This window comes from Actinomadura montaniterrae (assembly GCF_008923365.1).
Taxonomy (GTDB): Bacteria; Actinomycetota; Actinomycetes; order Streptosporangiales; family Streptosporangiaceae; genus Spirillospora; species Spirillospora montaniterrae.
This window is the reverse complement of record NZ_WBMR01000044.1, coordinates 19,033-35,089: the sequence shown is the minus strand read 5'-3', so window position 1 is coordinate 35,089 and position 16,057 is coordinate 19,033. Positions and strand designations below refer to the sequence as shown.

Sequence of the window (16,057 nt, the reverse complement as noted above, 5' to 3'; positions counted from 1 at the left end):
GCGGCGTTAACCGCCGCCCTGCCCCCCTCCAGGCGGCGGTCAGAGGGTCTCGGGCAGGCCGAAGACCGGGAACAGCGACGTGTCGAAGAACGCCGACACCTGCACCACCTCGCCGGCGGCGATGCTGAGCACCTGGAGCTGGAACGGCCGGTGCACGCCGTCCGCGTCCCGCCGGTACATGCCGAAGGCGGGCTGCCCGTTGGCGGCGGCCGGCACCATCCGCAGCTCCCCCGGCTCGGGCGCGCACTGGGCCTTGATGAGCCGGACGATCGAGCCGGCGCCGACGAACCACTGCGGGAACGGCGGCATCTCCCAGACCGCGTCCTTCCGGAACAGGTCCAGCAGTGCGTCCACGTCCGCGTCGTCGAACGCCTTCGCGTACCGCTCGAGCAGATCCCGCTGGCCCGGGTCGGTGGGCTCGACCAGCTCGTCGCGCAGCGGCGCCGCCTCCTCCAGCTGCGCCCGGGCCCGCTGCAGCGCGCTGTTGACGGACGCGGTGGAGGTGCCGAGCAGCTCGGCGGCCTCGGCCGCCTTCCACTTCAGGACGTCCCGCAGGATCAGCACGACCCGCTGCTTGGCGGGCAGGTGCTGGAGCGCGGCGACGAAGGCGAGCCGGGTGCTCTCGCGGGCCGCGACGATCGTGGCGGGGTCGGCGGCGTCCGCGCCGAGCACCGCGTCGGGCGCCGGCTCGAGCCACGGCACCTCCGGCGAGGCGACGACGGGGCGCTCCGGCTCGTCGCTGGGGGCGCCCAGGCCGGACGGCATCGGGCGGTGGCCGCGCTGGTCGATCGCGGTCAGGCACACGTTCGTCGCGATCCGGTAGAGCCAGGTGCGCAGGGACGACCGCCCCTCGAAGTTGTCGTACGAGCGCCAGGCGCGCAGGTACGTCTCCTGGACGAGGTCCTCGGCGTCGTGGATGGACCCCAGCATCCGGTAGCAGTGCGCGAGCAGCTCCCGACGGTACGGGTCGGCCAGCTCCTGGAAGTCGTGGTCCGTCTCTTTGGTGCTGTTCGCCATGGTGGTCATCACCTTCGCTGGGGCGGCGTCACTGTGGCGGCGCTCACACGGCCGCCTCACACCCCGACCGTAGGCGACCCCACCGACAGAACACGTGCAATCCGACGATCCTACGCCCCGACCTGCGGATTCACCCCTCCGCAGAGCCCCGCGTCACCCCACCCGCCCTCGAATCCCCGCCACCAACCCCGCGAACGCCGCCCGCGTCATCACCACGACCGGCCCCTCGACATCCTTCGAGTCCCGCACGAGCACCGCCGCCCCGCTCCCGGCCACCTCCACGCACCCGGAACTCCCGCTGGCGGACGCTTTGCGCCAGCGAGGGCCGCGCTCGGGACGCCGAGCAAGGCCGGGGAACACCGCACCACCGGATGCGAAGCCGGACCGCAGGGCCATAGCCACCAAATCCTTCCAGGCCAGGCCCTGCAAGGGACCCGTAGTTCTTGACCGCAGTGTCACGCGATGACTACCCGTGTGAGCGACCGCCACCTACGGCGGCCGCTCATACGACAGCAAAGTTTTAGCACTTCCCCCAAGACGCTGCACCCTTACGAACAACCCCGTTCCAGCATCTTCGACGAAGCCGCCATCCCTGCTTCGCGGGCCGATAGAAGAGGATTTTCAGACACGCACCACCCATAAACCTACATTCGGCGCATTGATGAGCAATTGCGGAGTTTTTGGGATGGGCTGGGGGTGCAGGGTGGAGCCACCTCGCCGACGCCCGCGCCACGGACGGAAACCACCCGGTCACGCCCCGCCGGGCGTCACGTCATCGAAGCGATGATCTCCTCGATGAAGGGGCCCGTCTCCTCGGGCGGCATGGCCAGCTGCCGCAGGTTCTCGTACGCCGCCCGGTATTCGGTGATCCGCGGGTCCCGGTCCACGACGGTCACGTCCCACACTCCGGTCAGCTCGAGGAAGAGGACGTCGTTGACCCGCGGATCAGTGAATTCGAGGATGGTGAACTCGCCCTTCATCCCGAAGTGCGCCCCCTTCGAGAAGGGGATCACCTCGACCGAGACGTTGGGCCTTTCCAGGACATCGAGGATGTGCCGGAGCTGCCGCGGCATCACACCGGAGTCGACCTGCCCGCCCACCCTGCGGCGCAGCACCGCCTCGTCCATCACCATCATGAGTTGCGGTGGATCAGCCCGGCTGAACACCTCCTCCTGACGCTGCATCCGCACCTCCACCACGACGTCGCGCTCGGCCGGCGACGACACGAGTTCGATGGTCACCGCATTCGCGTACTCCTCGGTCTGCAGGAGCCCGGGAACGAGCAACGGCTGGAAACTGCGAATGACCGACGCCCCGGTCTCATATCCGAGGTAGCGAAGGAAATCGGCGGCCAGCTCGTGCCGGTAGGGCGCCCACCAGCCCCGCTGCCGGGCCTCGCGGGCGATTTCGGTCAGCTTCCCGACTTCCGGGTCTCCGTCCTGAATCCCGTAGTGCCGCAGCAGGGCGTGCAGATCGGTGGTGGAGACGCCGACGGTGCCGCCCTCGATTCGGATGAGTTTCGAGGTCGACCAGTCGAGAGCGGCGGCGACCTGCTCCTGCGTCACCCCCTTCGCCTGCCGGAGACGCTGGAGCTCGCTGGTCAGGATCGCGCGCTGGACCACCGGCCCAAATCTCGAGGGCATGCTCATCGCGACCTCTTACTCACCGAGTGAAGATCACCCTTGACTCTTCCCGGCAGACCGGAACGTCGCTGTTCGCCGCCCTCCAGGGTGCCTCCATTAAATCAGCGACGTAGCAGTTTGCCAGACCCATTTGCACCAGGTCGCAGAATGCAGTCGGACAACGGCGGGACGCGATCCGGTACCTCGCCGATGGCCGAGCGGCCCCGCCCCGCCGGTACGGTGCCGCCACTCGAGTCACACCGGCACCGCCCATAGGCGGGCAACCACCATGTGGCGGTTTGACAGCGGTCGCTCCGCCTACTTCCACCACGCCACTCGCCCGGGCGCCCTCCCGCAGGACGCGTGGCACCGGTTTGCCACTTCTCGCGGCGACAGGTGGAGAAAAAGTTTCTTGCGATCTGCGGCGCGCAGATCTGCGCCAGGCAATCAGCCGACGGCACGGGCACTTCGGCGGGCGGCTGCATAATAGTGGATGACCGCGGAACCACCACCTCGCGGCGGCAGGGCGGCACAAGCCGGTCACCCGTACCGAAGGTGGCGGGACCCCTGCTGCTACAGGAGCCCCGCGGCAGACCTGCCGGCCATTCCCAGAAAGGCCTCGATCCTCTATGAGGATACGTCTTGCACGCGACCGGATTCCAGGGTCACGGGACGCTTCCGTCACACCGGCGCATTTCATGGGCCGCCGGCCGCACACTGCGCCGCATCCGGCCGCCGCCCGGCTTCACACGTGCCTTCTCGCGGTGGACGTGGTGGCGTTCAGCGCCCTGGACCGGGACGAGATCGTCCAGCTCGAACTGCGTCACGCCATGTACGCGACCGTCCAGCGGGCGCTCGCGATGACCTGCATTCCGTGGCAGGCCTGCCATGCCGAGGATCGCGGCGACGGGATCCTGGTGGTCCTGCCGCCGGAGATTCCGGGTCACCTTCTCCTCGACCCGCTCGCGAACCATCTCAGCGCGATGCTCCGGCAGTGGAACCTGTACCGGAGCGATGTCGCGAGGCTGCGGATGCGGGTCGCGGTGACCGCCGGCTCGGTCCGATGGGACGAGTACGGCGTGTCCGGCCGCGTGGTGATCGAGCTCTTCCGGCTCCTGGAGGCGCCCTCGTTCAAGGAGGCCATCGACCTGTCCGGCTCCGATCTCGGCCTGCTCGCCGGCGAGCGGTTGTTCGAGGACGTGGTCTGCAGCGGTCCCTACGTCGAGCAGGAGCGGTACCGGGCCGTCCAGGTGGCGTGCAAGGAGACCAAGGCCGTCGGCTGGCTGTGGCTGTCGCGGAGCGGCGCCGTGGCGGCGTAGCCTCCCGGCCGGGCCTCCACGGGATCTCCACATCGGCGGCACAGGGCCTGCTCTTTCGGGCGGGAGCGTTGGGGCATGCGCGTGAAGATGATCCTGCCCGCCCTGACGGAGGCGTCCTCGCCGTTCTTCAGGCCGATCAAGTACTCGCTGTTCCCGCCTCTCGGGCTCGCGACCCTCGCCGGGTACCTCGACCCCGGCGACGAGGTGACGCTCACCGACGAGCACGTCCAGAAGGTCGACGTGTCCGACGAGCCGGACCTGGTGGTGATCCAGGTGTACATCACGTCCGCGCGGCGCGCCTACGAGCTGGCGGACCACTACCGCGCCAAGGGCGCGCACGTGTGCCTCGGCGGGCTGCACGTGACGTCGCTGCCGGACGAGGCGGCGGCGCACGCCGACACGATCTTCTGCGGGCCCGGTGAGGACACCTGGCCGCGCTTCCTCGCGGACCTGCGGGCGGGGCGGCCGGCGCCGCGCTACGACTCGTCCGAGCGGACGCTGGCGGGGCTGCCGCCGGTGCGGCGGGACCTGATCGACCGGCGCCGGTACCTCGTGCCGAACTCGATCGTCGTGTCCCGCGGGTGCCCGCACGTCTGCGACTTCTGCTACAAGGAGGCGTTCTTCGAGGGCGGCAAGTCGTTCTACACGCAGACCGTGGACGCCGCGCTCGGCGAGATCGACCGGCTGCCGGGACGGCACCTGTACTTCCTGGACGATCACCTGTTCGGCAACGCCCGGTTCGCGGGGGCCCTGTTCGACGGGATGCGCGGCATGGGGCGGCTGTGGCAGGCCGCGGGGACGGTCCAGTCGGTGCTGCGGCCCGGGCTGCTGGAGAAGGCGGTGGAGTCGGGGCTGCGCAGCCTGTTCGTGGGGTTCGAGACCGTCAATGCCGGCAACCTCAAAGAGCAGCGCAAGTGGCAGAACATCGACCGGGACTACGGGCAGGTGATCAGGCGCCTGCACGATCACGGCGTCATGGTGAACGGCAGCTTCGTGTTCGGCATGGACCAGGACGATCCGAGCGTGTTCGAGCGGACGGTGGAGTGGGCGGTCGGCCAGGGCATCGAGACCGCGACGTTCCACATCATGACGCCGTATCCCGGTACGCGGCTGTACGCCCGGATGGAGAAGGCCGGGCGGATCCTGCACCGCGACTGGGACCGCTACGACACCCGTACCGTCGTGTTCAAGCCCGCCCGGATGACCGCCACGCAGCTGGAGGACGGCTACTGGCGCGCCTACCGGAACTTCTACCGGTGGCGGAACATCGCGCGGGGCGCCGCGTCGAAGCCCACGCTGCGCGGCAAGGCCCGGCACGCGGCCTACGCGGGCGGGTGGAAGAAGTTCGAGCCGGCGTGGGACGTGGTGATCCGCGCGAAGCGGGCGGGGGCGGCGCTGCCGCTGCTGGAGTCGGTCCTGTCCGGCTTCGGCGCGAGGCCGGCGGGCGCCCGTGCCGGGCGTCCGGCGGCGGCCCCGGGCGAGCGGCCCGCGGGCGACACGCCGGTGACGATTGCGGAAACTCGGCTTTCCTGAAGCGGAAACACTTCCGTCGGAACGGGTATGCCTGCACCCTAGAGTGCACATCAGTCCGTTGCCTTCAGGAGGGACCGTGATCGCGAGACCGGAGGGCGGCCCGCGCGTCGTCGTCGGGGTCGATGACTCCGCGGGGGCACGATGCGCGCTCTCCTGGGCGATCGGCGAGGCGCGGCTGCGCCGGCTGCCGCTGCTGGTCGCCCATTCCGCGCCGCTGCCGCCGCACGTCTCGGCGGCGGGCCAGCTCGGCTGCGGGATCACCGACGCGCTGCGCGGATCGGGCGCCGAGCTCGTCGCCCGGCTGCTGGACGAGGTGAGCGGCGGTCCGCCCGACGGCGTGGAGATGACGGCGCTGGCCCTGGTCGGGGAGCCGGGGGCGACCCTGGTCCGGCTGGCGGGCGAGGACGACATCCTGGTCGTCGGGCACGGGACACGGGGGCCGTTCTCGCGGCTGCTGCGGCCGTCGGTGCGGCTGCACTGCGCGCGCCGGGCGCGGGCGACGCTGGTGTGCGTGCGGCCGCCGGCGATCGGGACGCTGCCGGACTGCCTGACGCTGCGCGACGAGCCCGAGCACGTGCCCGACCGCTCGCGGTTCCGGTGGCTGGGCCGGGCGCTGCGGCTCGCGCGCTGACCCGCGGTCGCGCCCGCCCGGGCCGCGCCGCATAGGCTGCGGGCATGCGCAAGTACGTGATCATCGGGGCGCAGGGCAGTGGGAAGGGGACGCAGTCGCTGCTGCTGGCGCGCGATCTCGACCTGGTGCACATCAGCGTGGGCGACGTGTTCCGCTGGCACGTGCAGAACCACACCAAGCTGGGCGCGCAGGTGCGGCGCGCGATGGCGGCGGGCGAGCTGGTCGGCGACGACCTGGTGGAGGGCGTCGTGCGGGACCGGCTCGAGCAGCACGACTGGAACTACGGGTTCATCATCGACGGGTTCCCGCGCAGCCGGCGGCAGGCGGAGTTCTTCCTGGAGAGCTACGACATCGACGGGGTGATCCATCTGGATCTGCCGGACGACGAGGTCCGGCGCCGGGTGCTGGCGCGCCGGCTGTGCTCGGAGTGCGGGATGGACTACAACCTGATCGCGGACCGGCCCACGCAGGAGGGCCGCTGCGACGTGTGCGGCGGCGAGCTCGTGGCGCGCGAGGACGACACCGAGGAGGCGGTGACGGAGCGGCTGCGGAACTACCGGGAGAAGACCGCCCCGATCCTGGAGCTGTTCGGCCGCAAGGAGTACGTGGTGACGGTGGACGCGCGGCCCGGCATCGACGCCGTCCAGCGGACGCTGCGGGAGAAGCTCGGCCTGCCCGCGCCGCGATGATCCTGCCCGAAGCCGCGCCCTCCCCGGTCGTGGAACTGGACGACGCGCGGTTCGCCCGGCGCGGCCTCCGGCTGTTCCTGAAGCGCGACGACCTCGTCCACCCCGACCTTCCGGGCAACAAGTGGCGCAAGCTGCGGCACAACATCGGGCCCGCCCGCGAGCACGGGACGCTGCTGACGTTCGGCGGCGCGTACTCCAACCATCTGCGGGCGACGGCTGCGGCCGGGGACCTCTTCGGGTTCGCGACGATCGGGGTGGTGCGGGGCGAGGAGCACCTGCCGCTCAACGCGTCCCTGGCATACGCCGAGCGCCGAGGCATGCGCCTCACGCACATGGACCGCACGACGTACCGCCGCAAGCACGAACCGGACGTGATCGCCGCGCTGCGGGAGGGGTGGGGCGACTTCTACCTGCTGCCCGAGGGCGGCAGCAACGCCCTGGCCGTCCGGGGCTGCGCGGAGCTGGGCGCCGAGTCTGCGGGATTCGACGTCGTGTGCTGCCCGTGCGGGACGGGCGGGACGCTCGCGGGCCTGGCGGCCGGGCTGCCGCCGGACGCACGCGCGCTCGGGTTCTCGGTGCTCAAGGGCGGGTTCATGGACGCCGAGGTGGAGCGGCTCCAGCGCGAGACGTACGGGGAGCGGCGCGGTTCGTGGAGCGTCGAGCACGGCTTCCACTTCGGCGGCTACGCCCGGACGACCCCGGAGCTGGACGGCTTCATCGGCGATTTCGCCGCCCGGCACGGGCTCGTCCTCGACCGGGTCTACACGGCCAAGATGATGTTCGGGATCGTCGCGCTCGCCGAGCGAGGCGCCTTCCCGGAGGGGGTGCGGATCCTGGCGGTCGTCACCGGCTGACCGCCCCGGCGACGAGCTCGCCGGGGCGGAGCGGGGCGGCGTCTCAGGCCGAGGGCAGATCGACCAGCGCCGCCAGGGACGCGCGGTGGCGGTCGGCGGTGCCGAGCGCGATCGCGTCGGCCTTGGCGCGCTTGAGGAACAGGTGCGAGGAGTTCTCCCAGGTGAAGCCGATGCCACCGTGCATCTGCACGCACTCCTCGGCGGCCTTGAGCGCGACCGCGGAGCAGTGCGCCTGCGCGACCGCGACGGCGACCGGCAGGTCCGCGTCGCCGGAGGCGGCGCAGGACGCGGCGTACCGGGCGACGGCGCGGGCCTGCGTGATCGACGTCCAGAGGTCGGCGAGCCGGTGCTTGAGGCCCTGGTAGGAGCCGACCGGACGGCCGAACTGGTACCGGTTCTTGACGTAGGCGACGGTGTCGTCGAGGCAGCGCTGGGCGAGCCCGAGCTGCTCGGACGCCAGCATCGCCGCGCCGGTCAGCAGCGCCGCGCGGACCGCGTCGCCGCCCTCCGCGACGCGCCGGGCGGGCGCGCCGGAGAAGGCGATGTCGGCCAGGCGCCGGGTCATGTCGAGCGAGGTCACGGCGGTGCGGGCGGCGTCGGCGGCGTCGACCGCGTACAGGCCGTCCCCGGCCGGGACGAGCAGCACGTCGGCGGCGAGCCCGTCGGCGACCCCGGCGACCTCGCCGGTCAGCGCGCCGTCCGCGACCCGGACGGTCGCGGCGACGTCGCCGGGCGGCGTCGCGAACGGCACCGCCAGCACGGCGATCTTCTCCCCGGACGCCAGGGCGCCGAGCAGCTCCCGCTCCCCCGCCGCGAGCAGCGCGGCCGTCGCGATGACGGAGCTGCCGAGGAACGGGACGGGCGCGACGGCGCGCCCGAGCTCCTCCATCACCACGGCGGTCTCGCGCCAGGTGGCGCCGGCGCCGCCGAGGTCCTCGGGGACGGGCAGCCCGGCGCAGCCGAGCTGACCGGCGGCGGCCTTCCACAGCGCCGCGTCGTAGGGCTCGTCCTTCTCGGTGCCGGCGAGGACGCCGGTCCAGGGCGCCTTGTCGTCGAGCAGCTCGCGGACGCCGGCGCGCAGGTCGTTCTCGATCTCGGAGTAGAGGAGGTCGCTCACTTGGGCAGGTCCTTCCACGCCACGTCCTTGTCGACGCGGATCTCACCGGGCAGGCCGAGGACGCGCTCGGCGATGATGTTGCGCAGGATCTCCGAGGTGCCGCCCTCGATGGAGTTGCCCTTGGCGCGCAGGTAGCGGTAGCCGGGCGAGCGGCGGGTGAAGTCGACCTCGGTGGGGCGGCGCATCGTCCAGTCGTCGTAGCGCAGCCCCTCGTCGCCGAGCAGCTCCAGCTCCAGGCCGGAGACCTCCTGGTTGAGCTTGGCGAACGCGAGCTTGGCGCCGGACCCCTCGGGGCCGGGCTGCCCGGCGGTGAGCTGCTGGCGGAGCCGCTCGCCGGTGAGCCGGGCCGCCTCGGTCTCCACCCAGGCGCGCAGGACGGCGTCGTGCAGGCCGGGGGTGCGCAGCTCGGGCCGGTCGCGCCACAGGGACGCGACGACGCCGATCATCCCGCTCTCGCGCGGCGCGGCGGCGCCGCCGATCGCGACCCGCTCGTTCATCAGCGTGGTGGTGGAGACCTGCCAGCCCTGGCCGACCTCGCCGAGCCGGTGCTCGTCGGGGATCGCGACGTCGGTGAGGAAGACCTCGTTGAACTCGGCCTCGCCGGTGATCTGCCGCAGCGGCCGGACCTCGACGCCGGGGGCGGTCATGTCGCAGACGAAGTAGGTCATGCCGCGATGCTTCGGCACGTCCGGGTCGGTGCGGGTGACGAGGATCGCCCAGCGCGCCTCGTGCGCCATGGACGTCCAGACCTTCTGGCCGTTGACGATCCACCGGTCGCCGTCGCGGACGGCGCGGGTGGCGAGCGCGGCGAGGTCGGAGCCGGCGCCGGGCTCGCTGAACAGCTGGCACCACAGCTCCTCGCCGGTCCACAGCGGGCGCAGGAAGCGGCGCTTCTGCTCCTCGGTGCCGAAGGCGAGGATCGTCGGCGCGGCCATGCCGAGCCCGATGCCGTTGCGCTCGGGGTGGTTGGTCGGCGCGCCGGCCTTGGCGAACCGCCGGTCGACGGCGGGCTGCAGGGAGCGGGGGGCGCCGAGGCCGCCCAGTCCCTCGGGGTAGTGGACCCAGGCGAGGCCGGCGTCGAACCGGGCGCGCAGGAACTCCAGCGGTTCGGCGGCCGACGGGTCGTGGGCGGCGAGGAACTCGTCGACGCGCCTGCTCAGCTCGTCGGCGTCGGGCGGTGCAGTGCTCACAGGGCGAACCTCCGCGCGGGGTCACAGGGGTGGCGAACGGGCCACCGCGAACGAACATACCAACCGGTCGGTATGGCCCGTCCACCCTAAGAACCGGCACGGGGGTCGGTCAACCGCCCGCGCCCGGCTCGTCCCCTAATGAGCGGCGGCGAAGGCGCGCGCGAGGCCGCGGTGGTCGTGGTAGTCGCGCGTCTCCACGATCAGGCCGTCCCGGACGCGCAGGACCTGGATGTTCGGGACGCGGAACTCGTGCCCCGTCGTCGCGATACGGCCGTCGTAGTCGAACTCGGCGACGATCACCTCCGGATCGGCGGTCTCGTGCACCACGACGTTCACCGCGCGCAGCTGGAGCGGTCCATCGGCGGCCCGGCGGAAGTGCTCGCCGATGATCGCCCGGCCCTCCAGGTGCGGCGGCGCGGGCGGGAGCGCGAACGGCTGGTCGACCACCGCGTCCTCGGCGTACAGGTCCGCCAGCTCGTGCCAGCGGCCGGCGGAGATCCCGGCGCTCAGCCGCGCGAACACCTCGCGCGGCGTCGGGGCGCTCACGCCATCGCCTCCTCGAACGCCTGGTGGTGGGCGTAGTCGCGGGACTCGACGATGCGGCCGCCGCGGACCCGCATGACGAAGACGTTCGGCACGACGAAGTCCCGGCCCGTCTCGGTGTTGCGGCCCGCGTACTCGAACTCGGCCACGATCACCTCGGGGTCGGCGGTCTGGTGGACGACCACGTTGCGGGCCTTCATCTCCACCGGGAGGGTCTCCAACCGTGCGAAATGCGCGGCCAGGGCCTCGCGGCCCTCCAGCCGGGACGCGGGATGGGCGAACGGGTGCACGACCACCGCGTCCTCGGCGTACAGCTGCGGCAGCCCGTCGGGCCGCCGCGCGGTCACCCCGTCGATCAGCCGCTGGAAGACGGCGCGGGGGGTGGCGAACTCGGACATGACTCTCTCCCGTACAATCGGAGTTTCTGCTCCGTATCCGAAAATATGGAGTCTGCACTCCACTTGTCAACGGGAAGGCCGTGATGACGACGACCTCGTCCGGCAAACCGCTGCGCGCCGACGCCCAGCGCAACCGCGCCAAGGTCCTGGCCGCGGCCGAGGACGTGTTCGCCGCGCGGGGCACCTCCGCCTCGACCGAGGAGGTCGCGCGCCGCGCCGGAGTCGGGATCGGCACGGTCTTCCGGCACTTCCCCACCAAGGAGTCGCTGCTGGAGGCCGTGCTCGTCGCGCTGCTGGACCGGCTGGCCCGCGAGGCCCGGGAGCTGGCGTCGGCCACCGATCCCGGCGCGGCGTTCTTCGGCTTCTTCGCCCGCGTCGTGTCCCAGGCGGCGACCAAGCAGGCCGTCACCGAGGCGCTGGCCGAGGCGGGCGTCGACGCCCGCGAGGCTACCGGACGCACCGGACCGGACGTGAAGGACGCGATCGGCACCCTGCTGGAGCGGGCGCAGCGGGCCGGGGCCGTCCGCGCCGACATCGGCCCGGCCGAGGTCACCGCGCTGCTGGCCGGGATCTCCTACGCCGCCGGGCGCGCCGGCGGCAGCGACGACGTCCTCCGGATCGCCTTCGACGGCCTGCGGCCGCGGGACGGCGAGCCGGATCAGGAAGCCGCGCGCAGGTAGTGCGCCCAGTAGCCCTGCCAGGGGGCGTAGCCGTCGGCGATGCGCTGCAGGTCGGCGTCCGACAGCGGGCGCCCGTAGGCGCGGGACGCCGCGCCGCGCAGCGCCTTCTCCAGCGGCGTCTCGTCCATCCGGCCGAGGCCCCGGATGAGGATGAAGTTCGCCGACCACGCGCCGACGCCCGGCAGTGACAGCAGGAAGTCCTTGACCTCGCCGAACGGGCCGGTGCGGAGGAAGTCCTCGTCGGCGCCGTGCCAGGCGTGCAGGGCGCCGTGCAGGTAGCGTGCCTTGCGCTCGTTGCCGACGAGCTCGGCGATCCGGCCCTCCGAGAGGGTGACGAGCTGGTCGATGTCCGGGAAGGCGGCGTACTCGGTGCCGTCCACGGTGATCCGGTCGCCGAACGCGTCGCGCAGGGCGTGCTTGCCGCGCGCGGCGGCGGCCTGCGGCGCGCGCTGCGACAGGATCGCCCACACGAGGTTCTCCAGCGGCGTCGGGAACTTCACCTGGTGGTAGCCGTACAGCCGGTCGAGGACGGGCGCGAAGGCGGGATCCGCGCGGCCGATCGCGTAGAAGCCGGTGAGGTCGTCGGCGAGGCTGAGGTGGAACGCGACGCGGTCGGCGGCGGCGCGGACGACGTCCTCGGTGAGCGGCTCGGCGGCGTGCAGGGTCGCGCGCACCCCGTCACCCTCCTGGACGACCTGCGCGGCGACCGTCCGGCCGGCGGCGCGCAGCGCCTTGGTGAGGGTCCCGCCGTCGATCGACTGCTCGCCGGCGGTGGGCGCGAAACCGCCCATGAAGCGGAGCGCGGCGCCGAGGTCGAACGGCGGCGTCGCGGGCAGGTGCACGGTCTCGGTGAACGGATGCGGGACGGTCATGGTCCATCTTCACCGCCCGGGGCCTCAGGGGGCCAGCTCGGCGGGCAGGTCGTCCCGGTGCAGGACGGTCAGCGAGGTCACCGCGCGGGTCAGCACCACGTACAGCCGGGCCAGGCCGCGCGCCTCCGCGGCGGCGATCGCGGCGGGCTCGGCCACGATCACGTGGTCGTACTCCAGGCCCTTCGCCAGCGTCGCCGGGACGACGAGCAGCCGCGCGGTGCCGTCGGACTCCGGTCCGAGCAGCGCGGCGTCCAGCCCGGCCTCCGCGAGTGCCGCCGCATGCGCCGCCGCCAGCGCGTCCGGCACGATCAACCCGATCGAGCCCGCCCGGGCCAGGGCCTCCCGCGCGGCCTCGACCGCCCCGGCCACCACGTCGGGCACGCGCCGCACGTCCAGCGCCCCGGCGCCGGCGCGCAGCGACCGCGGCCTCTCCAGCTCCGGCGCGACGTGCGGGAGCAGCCGGGCGGCGTAGTCGAGGACGGTCCCGGGGACGCGGAACCCGAGGGTCAGCTCGGTGACCTCGCCGTCCTGCCCGAGATGGCTCAGGACCTCCTTCCAGGACCGCGCCGACCAGGCCGTCGTCCCCTGGGCGAGATCGCCGAGGACGGTCGCGGACCCGGTGCCGCAGCGGCGGCCGAGGGCGCGCAGCTGCATCGCCGACAGGTCCTGCGCCTCGTCCACGACCAGGTGCCCGAGCGATGCGGTCCGCTCGATGAGGTCGGCCAGCTCGTCCAGAAGGGCGCGGTCGGCGGCGGTCCACTTCACCGAGCGGTGCGACCGGGCGGGCTTCTCCCAGAGCAGCGCGGCCTGCTCGTCCTCTCCGAGGACGCCCTTGGCGGCGGAGCGCAGGAAGTCCGCGTCCGACAGCAGCCGGAAGAGGACCTGCTCGGGGGTGACCTTGGGCCACACCTGGTCGAGCAGCTGCTTGACGGACCTGCTGCGCGCCACCTGGTCCTGGACGCGGTCGTCGGGGGCCTCGCCGCGCTGCTCCATCCGGACGAGGATCTGGTGGGCGAGCCGCTGCGCGAACGCGGCGCGGCCGCTGCCGTAGCGGGTGGTGCCGCGCAGCCCGGCCGCGATCTCCCGCACCTCGTGGTCGGCGAGCCGGTAGCGGGCGACGCCGCGGGTGACGACGAGGCCCTCCTCCGGCTTGCGGACGTGCAGCCACAGCGCCCTGCGCAGCACGTCCGCCATCCGTGCCTCGCCCTTGGCCGCCGACACCGCCGCGGGCTCCTCCCCCAGCGGCTCGCCGAGCAGGTCGTCGATGGTGGCCTGCTCGACGCGGACCTCGCCGAGCGCGGGCAGCACCGCCGAGATGTAGGCGAGGAACGCGCGGTTCGGGCCGACGATCAGCACCCCGGACCGCGACAGCCGCTCCCGGTGGGTGAACAGCAGGTAGGCGGCGCGGTGCAGGCCGACCGCCGTCTTCCCGGTGCCCGGGGCGCCCTGCACGCAGACGGTGCGGGGCAGGTCGGCGCGGACGATCACGTCCTGCTCCGGCTGGATGGTCGCGACGATGTCGCGCATCGGCCCGGTGCGGGGCCGCTCGATCTCCTCGGTCAGGATGCGGGACGGGCCGAGCTCGGCGCCGCCGTCGAGGGGCTCGTCCTCGAACGCGGTCAGGTCGCCGCCCTGGAAGCCGAAGCGGCGCCGCAGCCGCCAGCCCATCGGCTCGGCCGGGCCCGCCTGGTAGAACGCCCGCGACACCGGGGCGCGCCAGTCCAGCACCAGGGGGCGGCCCTCGTCGCCGTCGTGGACGTGCCGCCGTCCCACGTACATGACGGCGGGCAGGTCGGGCCCGTCGTCGCCGTCGCGGTCCATCCGCCCGAAGAACAGCGGGGTGTCGGGATGGTCGGCGAGCGCCGCGACCCGCTGGTCGAGCAGCGACTCCAGGAACTGCTTGGACACCCAGTCCGCCGCGACGTCCGCTGACAAGGACTCCGCGTGCTCGCGCATCCGGCGCAGCGCGGCGCGGGACTCGGCGAGGTGGGCGCGCTCGGCGGCGAGGATCGACGGTTCGGCGGGCATGCCGGAGGACCTCCAGAGGCGAGGGTGGGCGCGGGACGGCGAAACCCACGACCTTACCGGCCTCATGAGCACTAGGGCGACACCTTTTCGACCGGGCCCCGGAGAGACGGAGACCTGGAGGTCCGACCCCGCCCGGCGGGATCGCGCCCCATCTTGACCAGTGCCCGCCAAGGGGTGCTATACAGAATTTATACGTATAAGTGACTCGCGTCACCGACCCCCGAGGAGCCCCCCATGAGCCCCACCGACCGCCGCGCCGCGGCCGTGAACGGGACCCTCCGGTGAGCGCCGGCACCGGCGCCGCTCCCCGCGCTCAGGCGGGCGCGCAGGCCGGCGCGGCACGGAGCCGGCGCGGGCTGATGCCGCTGCTGCTGACCGGCAACCTCATGCTGTTCTCCCTCTACGGCGGCGTGGCGAGCATCCTGCTGCCGACCCAGGTCGAGCACATCGACAAGGCGCACAAGGTCGCGATGCTCGGCCTCGTGACCGGCATCGGGGCGGCCTTCGCAACGCTGCTCAACCCGATCGGCGGCGCGCTGTCGGACCGCAGCCGCTCCCGGTTCGGCCGCCGGAACCCGTTCCTGCTCGGCGGCGCGCTGCTCGCGCTGGCGTTCGCGGTCCTGCTCGGGAACATGGGCACGATCGCGCTGCTGGTCGTCGGCTGGTGCCTGCTGCAGGGGATGGGCAACGTCTACCAGGCGGCGCTCACCGCGATCGTCCCCGACCGCGTGCCGGCGGAGCGGCGCGGCACCGCGTCGGCGATGGCGGGCGCGGGCACCACGCTCGGCCTGCTCGTCGGCATCGTCGTCGCCGGCCGGTTCACGCACGCCGTCGCGTGGGGGTACACGACCCTGGCGGGCCTGCTCGTCCTGGCGGCGGTGCTGCTGGTGACGCTGACCCACGACCCGCGCCCGGACGAGCTTCCCCCGCGCGCGGCGGACGGCTCCTCGCTGCGCCGGGACCTGGCCTCGTTCCTGTCGGCGCTGCGCGTCCACGACTTCCGCTGGGTGTTCGCCGGACGCGCCCTGATGATCCTCTCCTACTTCTGCGTGACCGGCTACCTGCTGTACATGCTCGAGGACCACATCGGGCTGCCGCACGGGATGAAGGGCGCGGACGGCGTCGCGCTGCTCACCCTCATCGGCGCGGTGACGTCGGTGGCGACCACCGTCGTCGGCGGGCCGCTGTCGGACCGGCTGGACCGGCGCAAGGCGTTCGTCTTCGCCGCCAGCGCCGGCATGGCCGCGGCGCTGCTGCTGCCGCTGCTGTCGCCGCACTGGACGACCATGGTCGTCTTCATGGCGGTCGACGGCCTGTTCTTCGGCGTGTACATGGCCGTCGACACCGCGATGGTCACGCTCGTGCTGCCGCGCGGCGAGGACGCCGCCCGCGACATGGGCGTGCTCAACATCGCCAACGCCGGGCCCCAGATCATCGCGCCGTTCGTCGCGTCCGCGATCATCAGTACCCCCGGCGGCTACCCCGCGCTCTACCTCGTCGCGGCGGTGCTCGCCGTCGCGGCGGCGCTCTCGATCCTGCCGGTCAGGAGCGTCCGCTGACCCCC

General features: G+C 72.8%; 16 protein-coding genes. 7 read left to right on the top strand and 9 right to left on the bottom strand.

Features of this window, described 5'->3' with window-relative positions:
- Positions 1-39: 39 nt before the first annotated feature.
- From F9B16_RS17695 to F9B16_RS17685, 3 genes are all read right to left on the bottom strand, one after another.
- A complete protein-coding gene (locus F9B16_RS17695; protein ID WP_151541186.1) occupies positions 40-1,026 on the bottom strand; it encodes a sigma-70 family RNA polymerase sigma factor in 987 nt (328 codons plus the stop codon).
- 144 nt (positions 1,027-1,170) lie between these two features.
- Positions 1,171-1,413, bottom strand: coding sequence for a DUF397 domain-containing protein (locus F9B16_RS17690; RefSeq protein WP_151541185.1), 243 nt, complete (start codon positions 1,411-1,413; stop codon positions 1,171-1,173).
- 371 nt (positions 1,414-1,784) lie between these two features.
- Positions 1,785-2,639 carry a helix-turn-helix domain-containing protein gene (locus tag F9B16_RS17685; RefSeq protein ID WP_192808840.1) on the bottom strand — a complete coding sequence of 285 codons (855 nt, stop codon included), beginning with the start codon at positions 2,637-2,639 and terminating at the stop codon, positions 1,785-1,787.
- Between the two features lie 764 nt (positions 2,640-3,403).
- Between F9B16_RS17685 and F9B16_RS17680 the strand changes: the two genes are divergently transcribed.
- The 5 genes from F9B16_RS17680 to F9B16_RS17660 all read left to right on the top strand — a co-directional run bounded on the left by F9B16_RS17680 (position 3,404) and on the right by F9B16_RS17660 (position 7,665).
- Positions 3,404-3,958, top strand: a complete 555-nt coding sequence (locus F9B16_RS17680; protein WP_151541183.1) for a hypothetical protein — start codon at positions 3,404-3,406, stop codon at positions 3,956-3,958.
- A 75-nt stretch (positions 3,959-4,033) separates the two neighbouring features.
- Positions 4,034-5,491 carry a B12-binding domain-containing radical SAM protein gene (locus tag F9B16_RS17675; protein ID WP_151541182.1) on the top strand — a complete coding sequence of 486 codons (1,458 nt, stop codon included), beginning with the start codon at positions 4,034-4,036 and terminating at the stop codon, positions 5,489-5,491.
- A gap of 76 nt (positions 5,492-5,567) precedes the next feature.
- Entirely contained in the window at positions 5,568-6,122 is a 555-nt protein-coding gene (locus F9B16_RS17670; protein ID WP_173092351.1) for a universal stress protein, read from the top strand.
- Positions 6,123-6,166: 44 nt separating this feature from the next.
- Positions 6,167-6,811 (top strand): adenylate kinase family protein, encoded by a 645-nt coding sequence (locus tag F9B16_RS17665; protein WP_151541180.1) that lies wholly within the window; start codon positions 6,167-6,169, stop codon positions 6,809-6,811.
- Positions 6,808-7,665: a 1-aminocyclopropane-1-carboxylate deaminase/D-cysteine desulfhydrase gene (locus tag F9B16_RS17660; protein WP_151541179.1), complete on the top strand. Its 858-nt coding sequence runs from the start codon at positions 6,808-6,810 to the stop codon at positions 7,663-7,665. The genes F9B16_RS17665 and F9B16_RS17660 overlap by 4 nt, the downstream gene beginning before the upstream one ends.
- 43 nt (positions 7,666-7,708) lie before the next feature.
- On the opposite strand, the gene F9B16_RS17655 is transcribed toward F9B16_RS17660, so the two are convergent.
- From F9B16_RS17655 to F9B16_RS17640, 4 genes are all read right to left on the bottom strand, one after another.
- The gene (locus F9B16_RS17655; protein WP_151541178.1) at positions 7,709-8,782 is read right to left on the bottom strand and encodes an acyl-CoA dehydrogenase family protein; all 1,074 of its coding nucleotides are present in this window, start codon (positions 8,780-8,782) and stop codon (positions 7,709-7,711) included.
- Positions 8,779-9,972: an acyl-CoA dehydrogenase family protein gene (locus tag F9B16_RS17650; protein WP_151541177.1), complete on the bottom strand. Its 1,194-nt coding sequence runs from the start codon at positions 9,970-9,972 to the stop codon at positions 8,779-8,781. Before F9B16_RS17650 ends, F9B16_RS17655 begins: the two co-directional genes overlap by 4 nt.
- A gap of 135 nt (positions 9,973-10,107) precedes the next feature.
- Complete coding sequence (locus F9B16_RS17645; protein WP_151541176.1) at positions 10,108-10,518, bottom strand: nuclear transport factor 2 family protein; 411 nt, start codon at positions 10,516-10,518, stop codon at positions 10,108-10,110.
- Complete coding sequence (locus F9B16_RS17640) at positions 10,515-10,913, bottom strand: nuclear transport factor 2 family protein (RefSeq protein ID WP_151541175.1); 399 nt, start codon at positions 10,911-10,913, stop codon at positions 10,515-10,517. Before F9B16_RS17640 ends, F9B16_RS17645 begins: the two co-directional genes overlap by 4 nt.
- 83 nt (positions 10,914-10,996) lie before the next feature.
- On the opposite strand from F9B16_RS17640, the gene F9B16_RS17635 reads away from it, so the two are divergent.
- On the top strand, positions 10,997-11,593 hold the full coding sequence (locus tag F9B16_RS17635; RefSeq protein ID WP_151541174.1) for a TetR/AcrR family transcriptional regulator: 597 nt from the start codon (positions 10,997-10,999) through the stop codon (positions 11,591-11,593).
- On the opposite strand, the gene F9B16_RS17630 is transcribed toward F9B16_RS17635, so the two are convergent.
- Both F9B16_RS17630 and F9B16_RS17625 read right to left on the bottom strand, forming a co-directional pair.
- Positions 11,572-12,465 (bottom strand): DNA-3-methyladenine glycosylase family protein, encoded by an 894-nt coding sequence (locus tag F9B16_RS17630; protein ID WP_151541173.1) that lies wholly within the window; start codon positions 12,463-12,465, stop codon positions 11,572-11,574. The genes F9B16_RS17635 and F9B16_RS17630 overlap by 22 nt on opposite strands.
- 24 nt (positions 12,466-12,489) lie before the next feature.
- Positions 12,490-14,493 carry a HelD family protein gene (locus tag F9B16_RS17625; protein WP_151541172.1) on the bottom strand — a complete coding sequence of 668 codons (2,004 nt, stop codon included), beginning with the start codon at positions 14,491-14,493 and terminating at the stop codon, positions 12,490-12,492.
- A 281-nt stretch (positions 14,494-14,774) separates the two neighbouring features.
- Between F9B16_RS17625 and F9B16_RS17620 the strand changes: the two genes are divergently transcribed.
- Entirely contained in the window at positions 14,775-16,052 is a 1,278-nt protein-coding gene (locus tag F9B16_RS17620; RefSeq protein ID WP_225991712.1) for an MFS transporter, read from the top strand.
- Positions 16,053-16,057 lie beyond the last annotated feature (5 nt).

Bases quoted from the DNA above. Each gene is read 5' to 3' on its own strand.
- F9B16_RS17635 (WP_151541174.1), top strand. From the start codon at position 10,997: ATGACGACGACCTCGTCCGGCAAACCGCTGCGCGCCGACGCCCAGCGC.
- F9B16_RS17675 (WP_151541182.1), top strand. From the start codon at position 4,034: ATGCGCGTGAAGATGATCCTGCCCGCCCTGACGGAGGCGTCCTCGCCG.
- F9B16_RS17690 (WP_151541185.1), bottom strand. From the start codon at position 1,413: ATGGCCCTGCGGTCCGGCTTCGCATCCGGTGGTGCGGTGTTCCCCGGC.
- F9B16_RS17640 (WP_151541175.1), bottom strand. From the start codon at position 10,913: ATGTCCGAGTTCGCCACCCCCCGCGCCGTCTTCCAGCGGCTGATCGAC.
- F9B16_RS17625 (WP_151541172.1), bottom strand. From the start codon at position 14,493: ATGCCCGCCGAACCGTCGATCCTCGCCGCCGAGCGCGCCCACCTCGCC.
- F9B16_RS17660 (WP_151541179.1), top strand. From the start codon at position 6,808: ATGATCCTGCCCGAAGCCGCGCCCTCCCCGGTCGTGGAACTGGACGAC.
- F9B16_RS17630 (WP_151541173.1), bottom strand. From the start codon at position 12,465: ATGACCGTCCCGCATCCGTTCACCGAGACCGTGCACCTGCCCGCGACG.
- F9B16_RS17665 (WP_151541180.1), top strand. From the start codon at position 6,167: ATGCGCAAGTACGTGATCATCGGGGCGCAGGGCAGTGGGAAGGGGACG.
- F9B16_RS17695 (WP_151541186.1), bottom strand. From the start codon at position 1,026: ATGACCACCATGGCGAACAGCACCAAAGAGACGGACCACGACTTCCAG.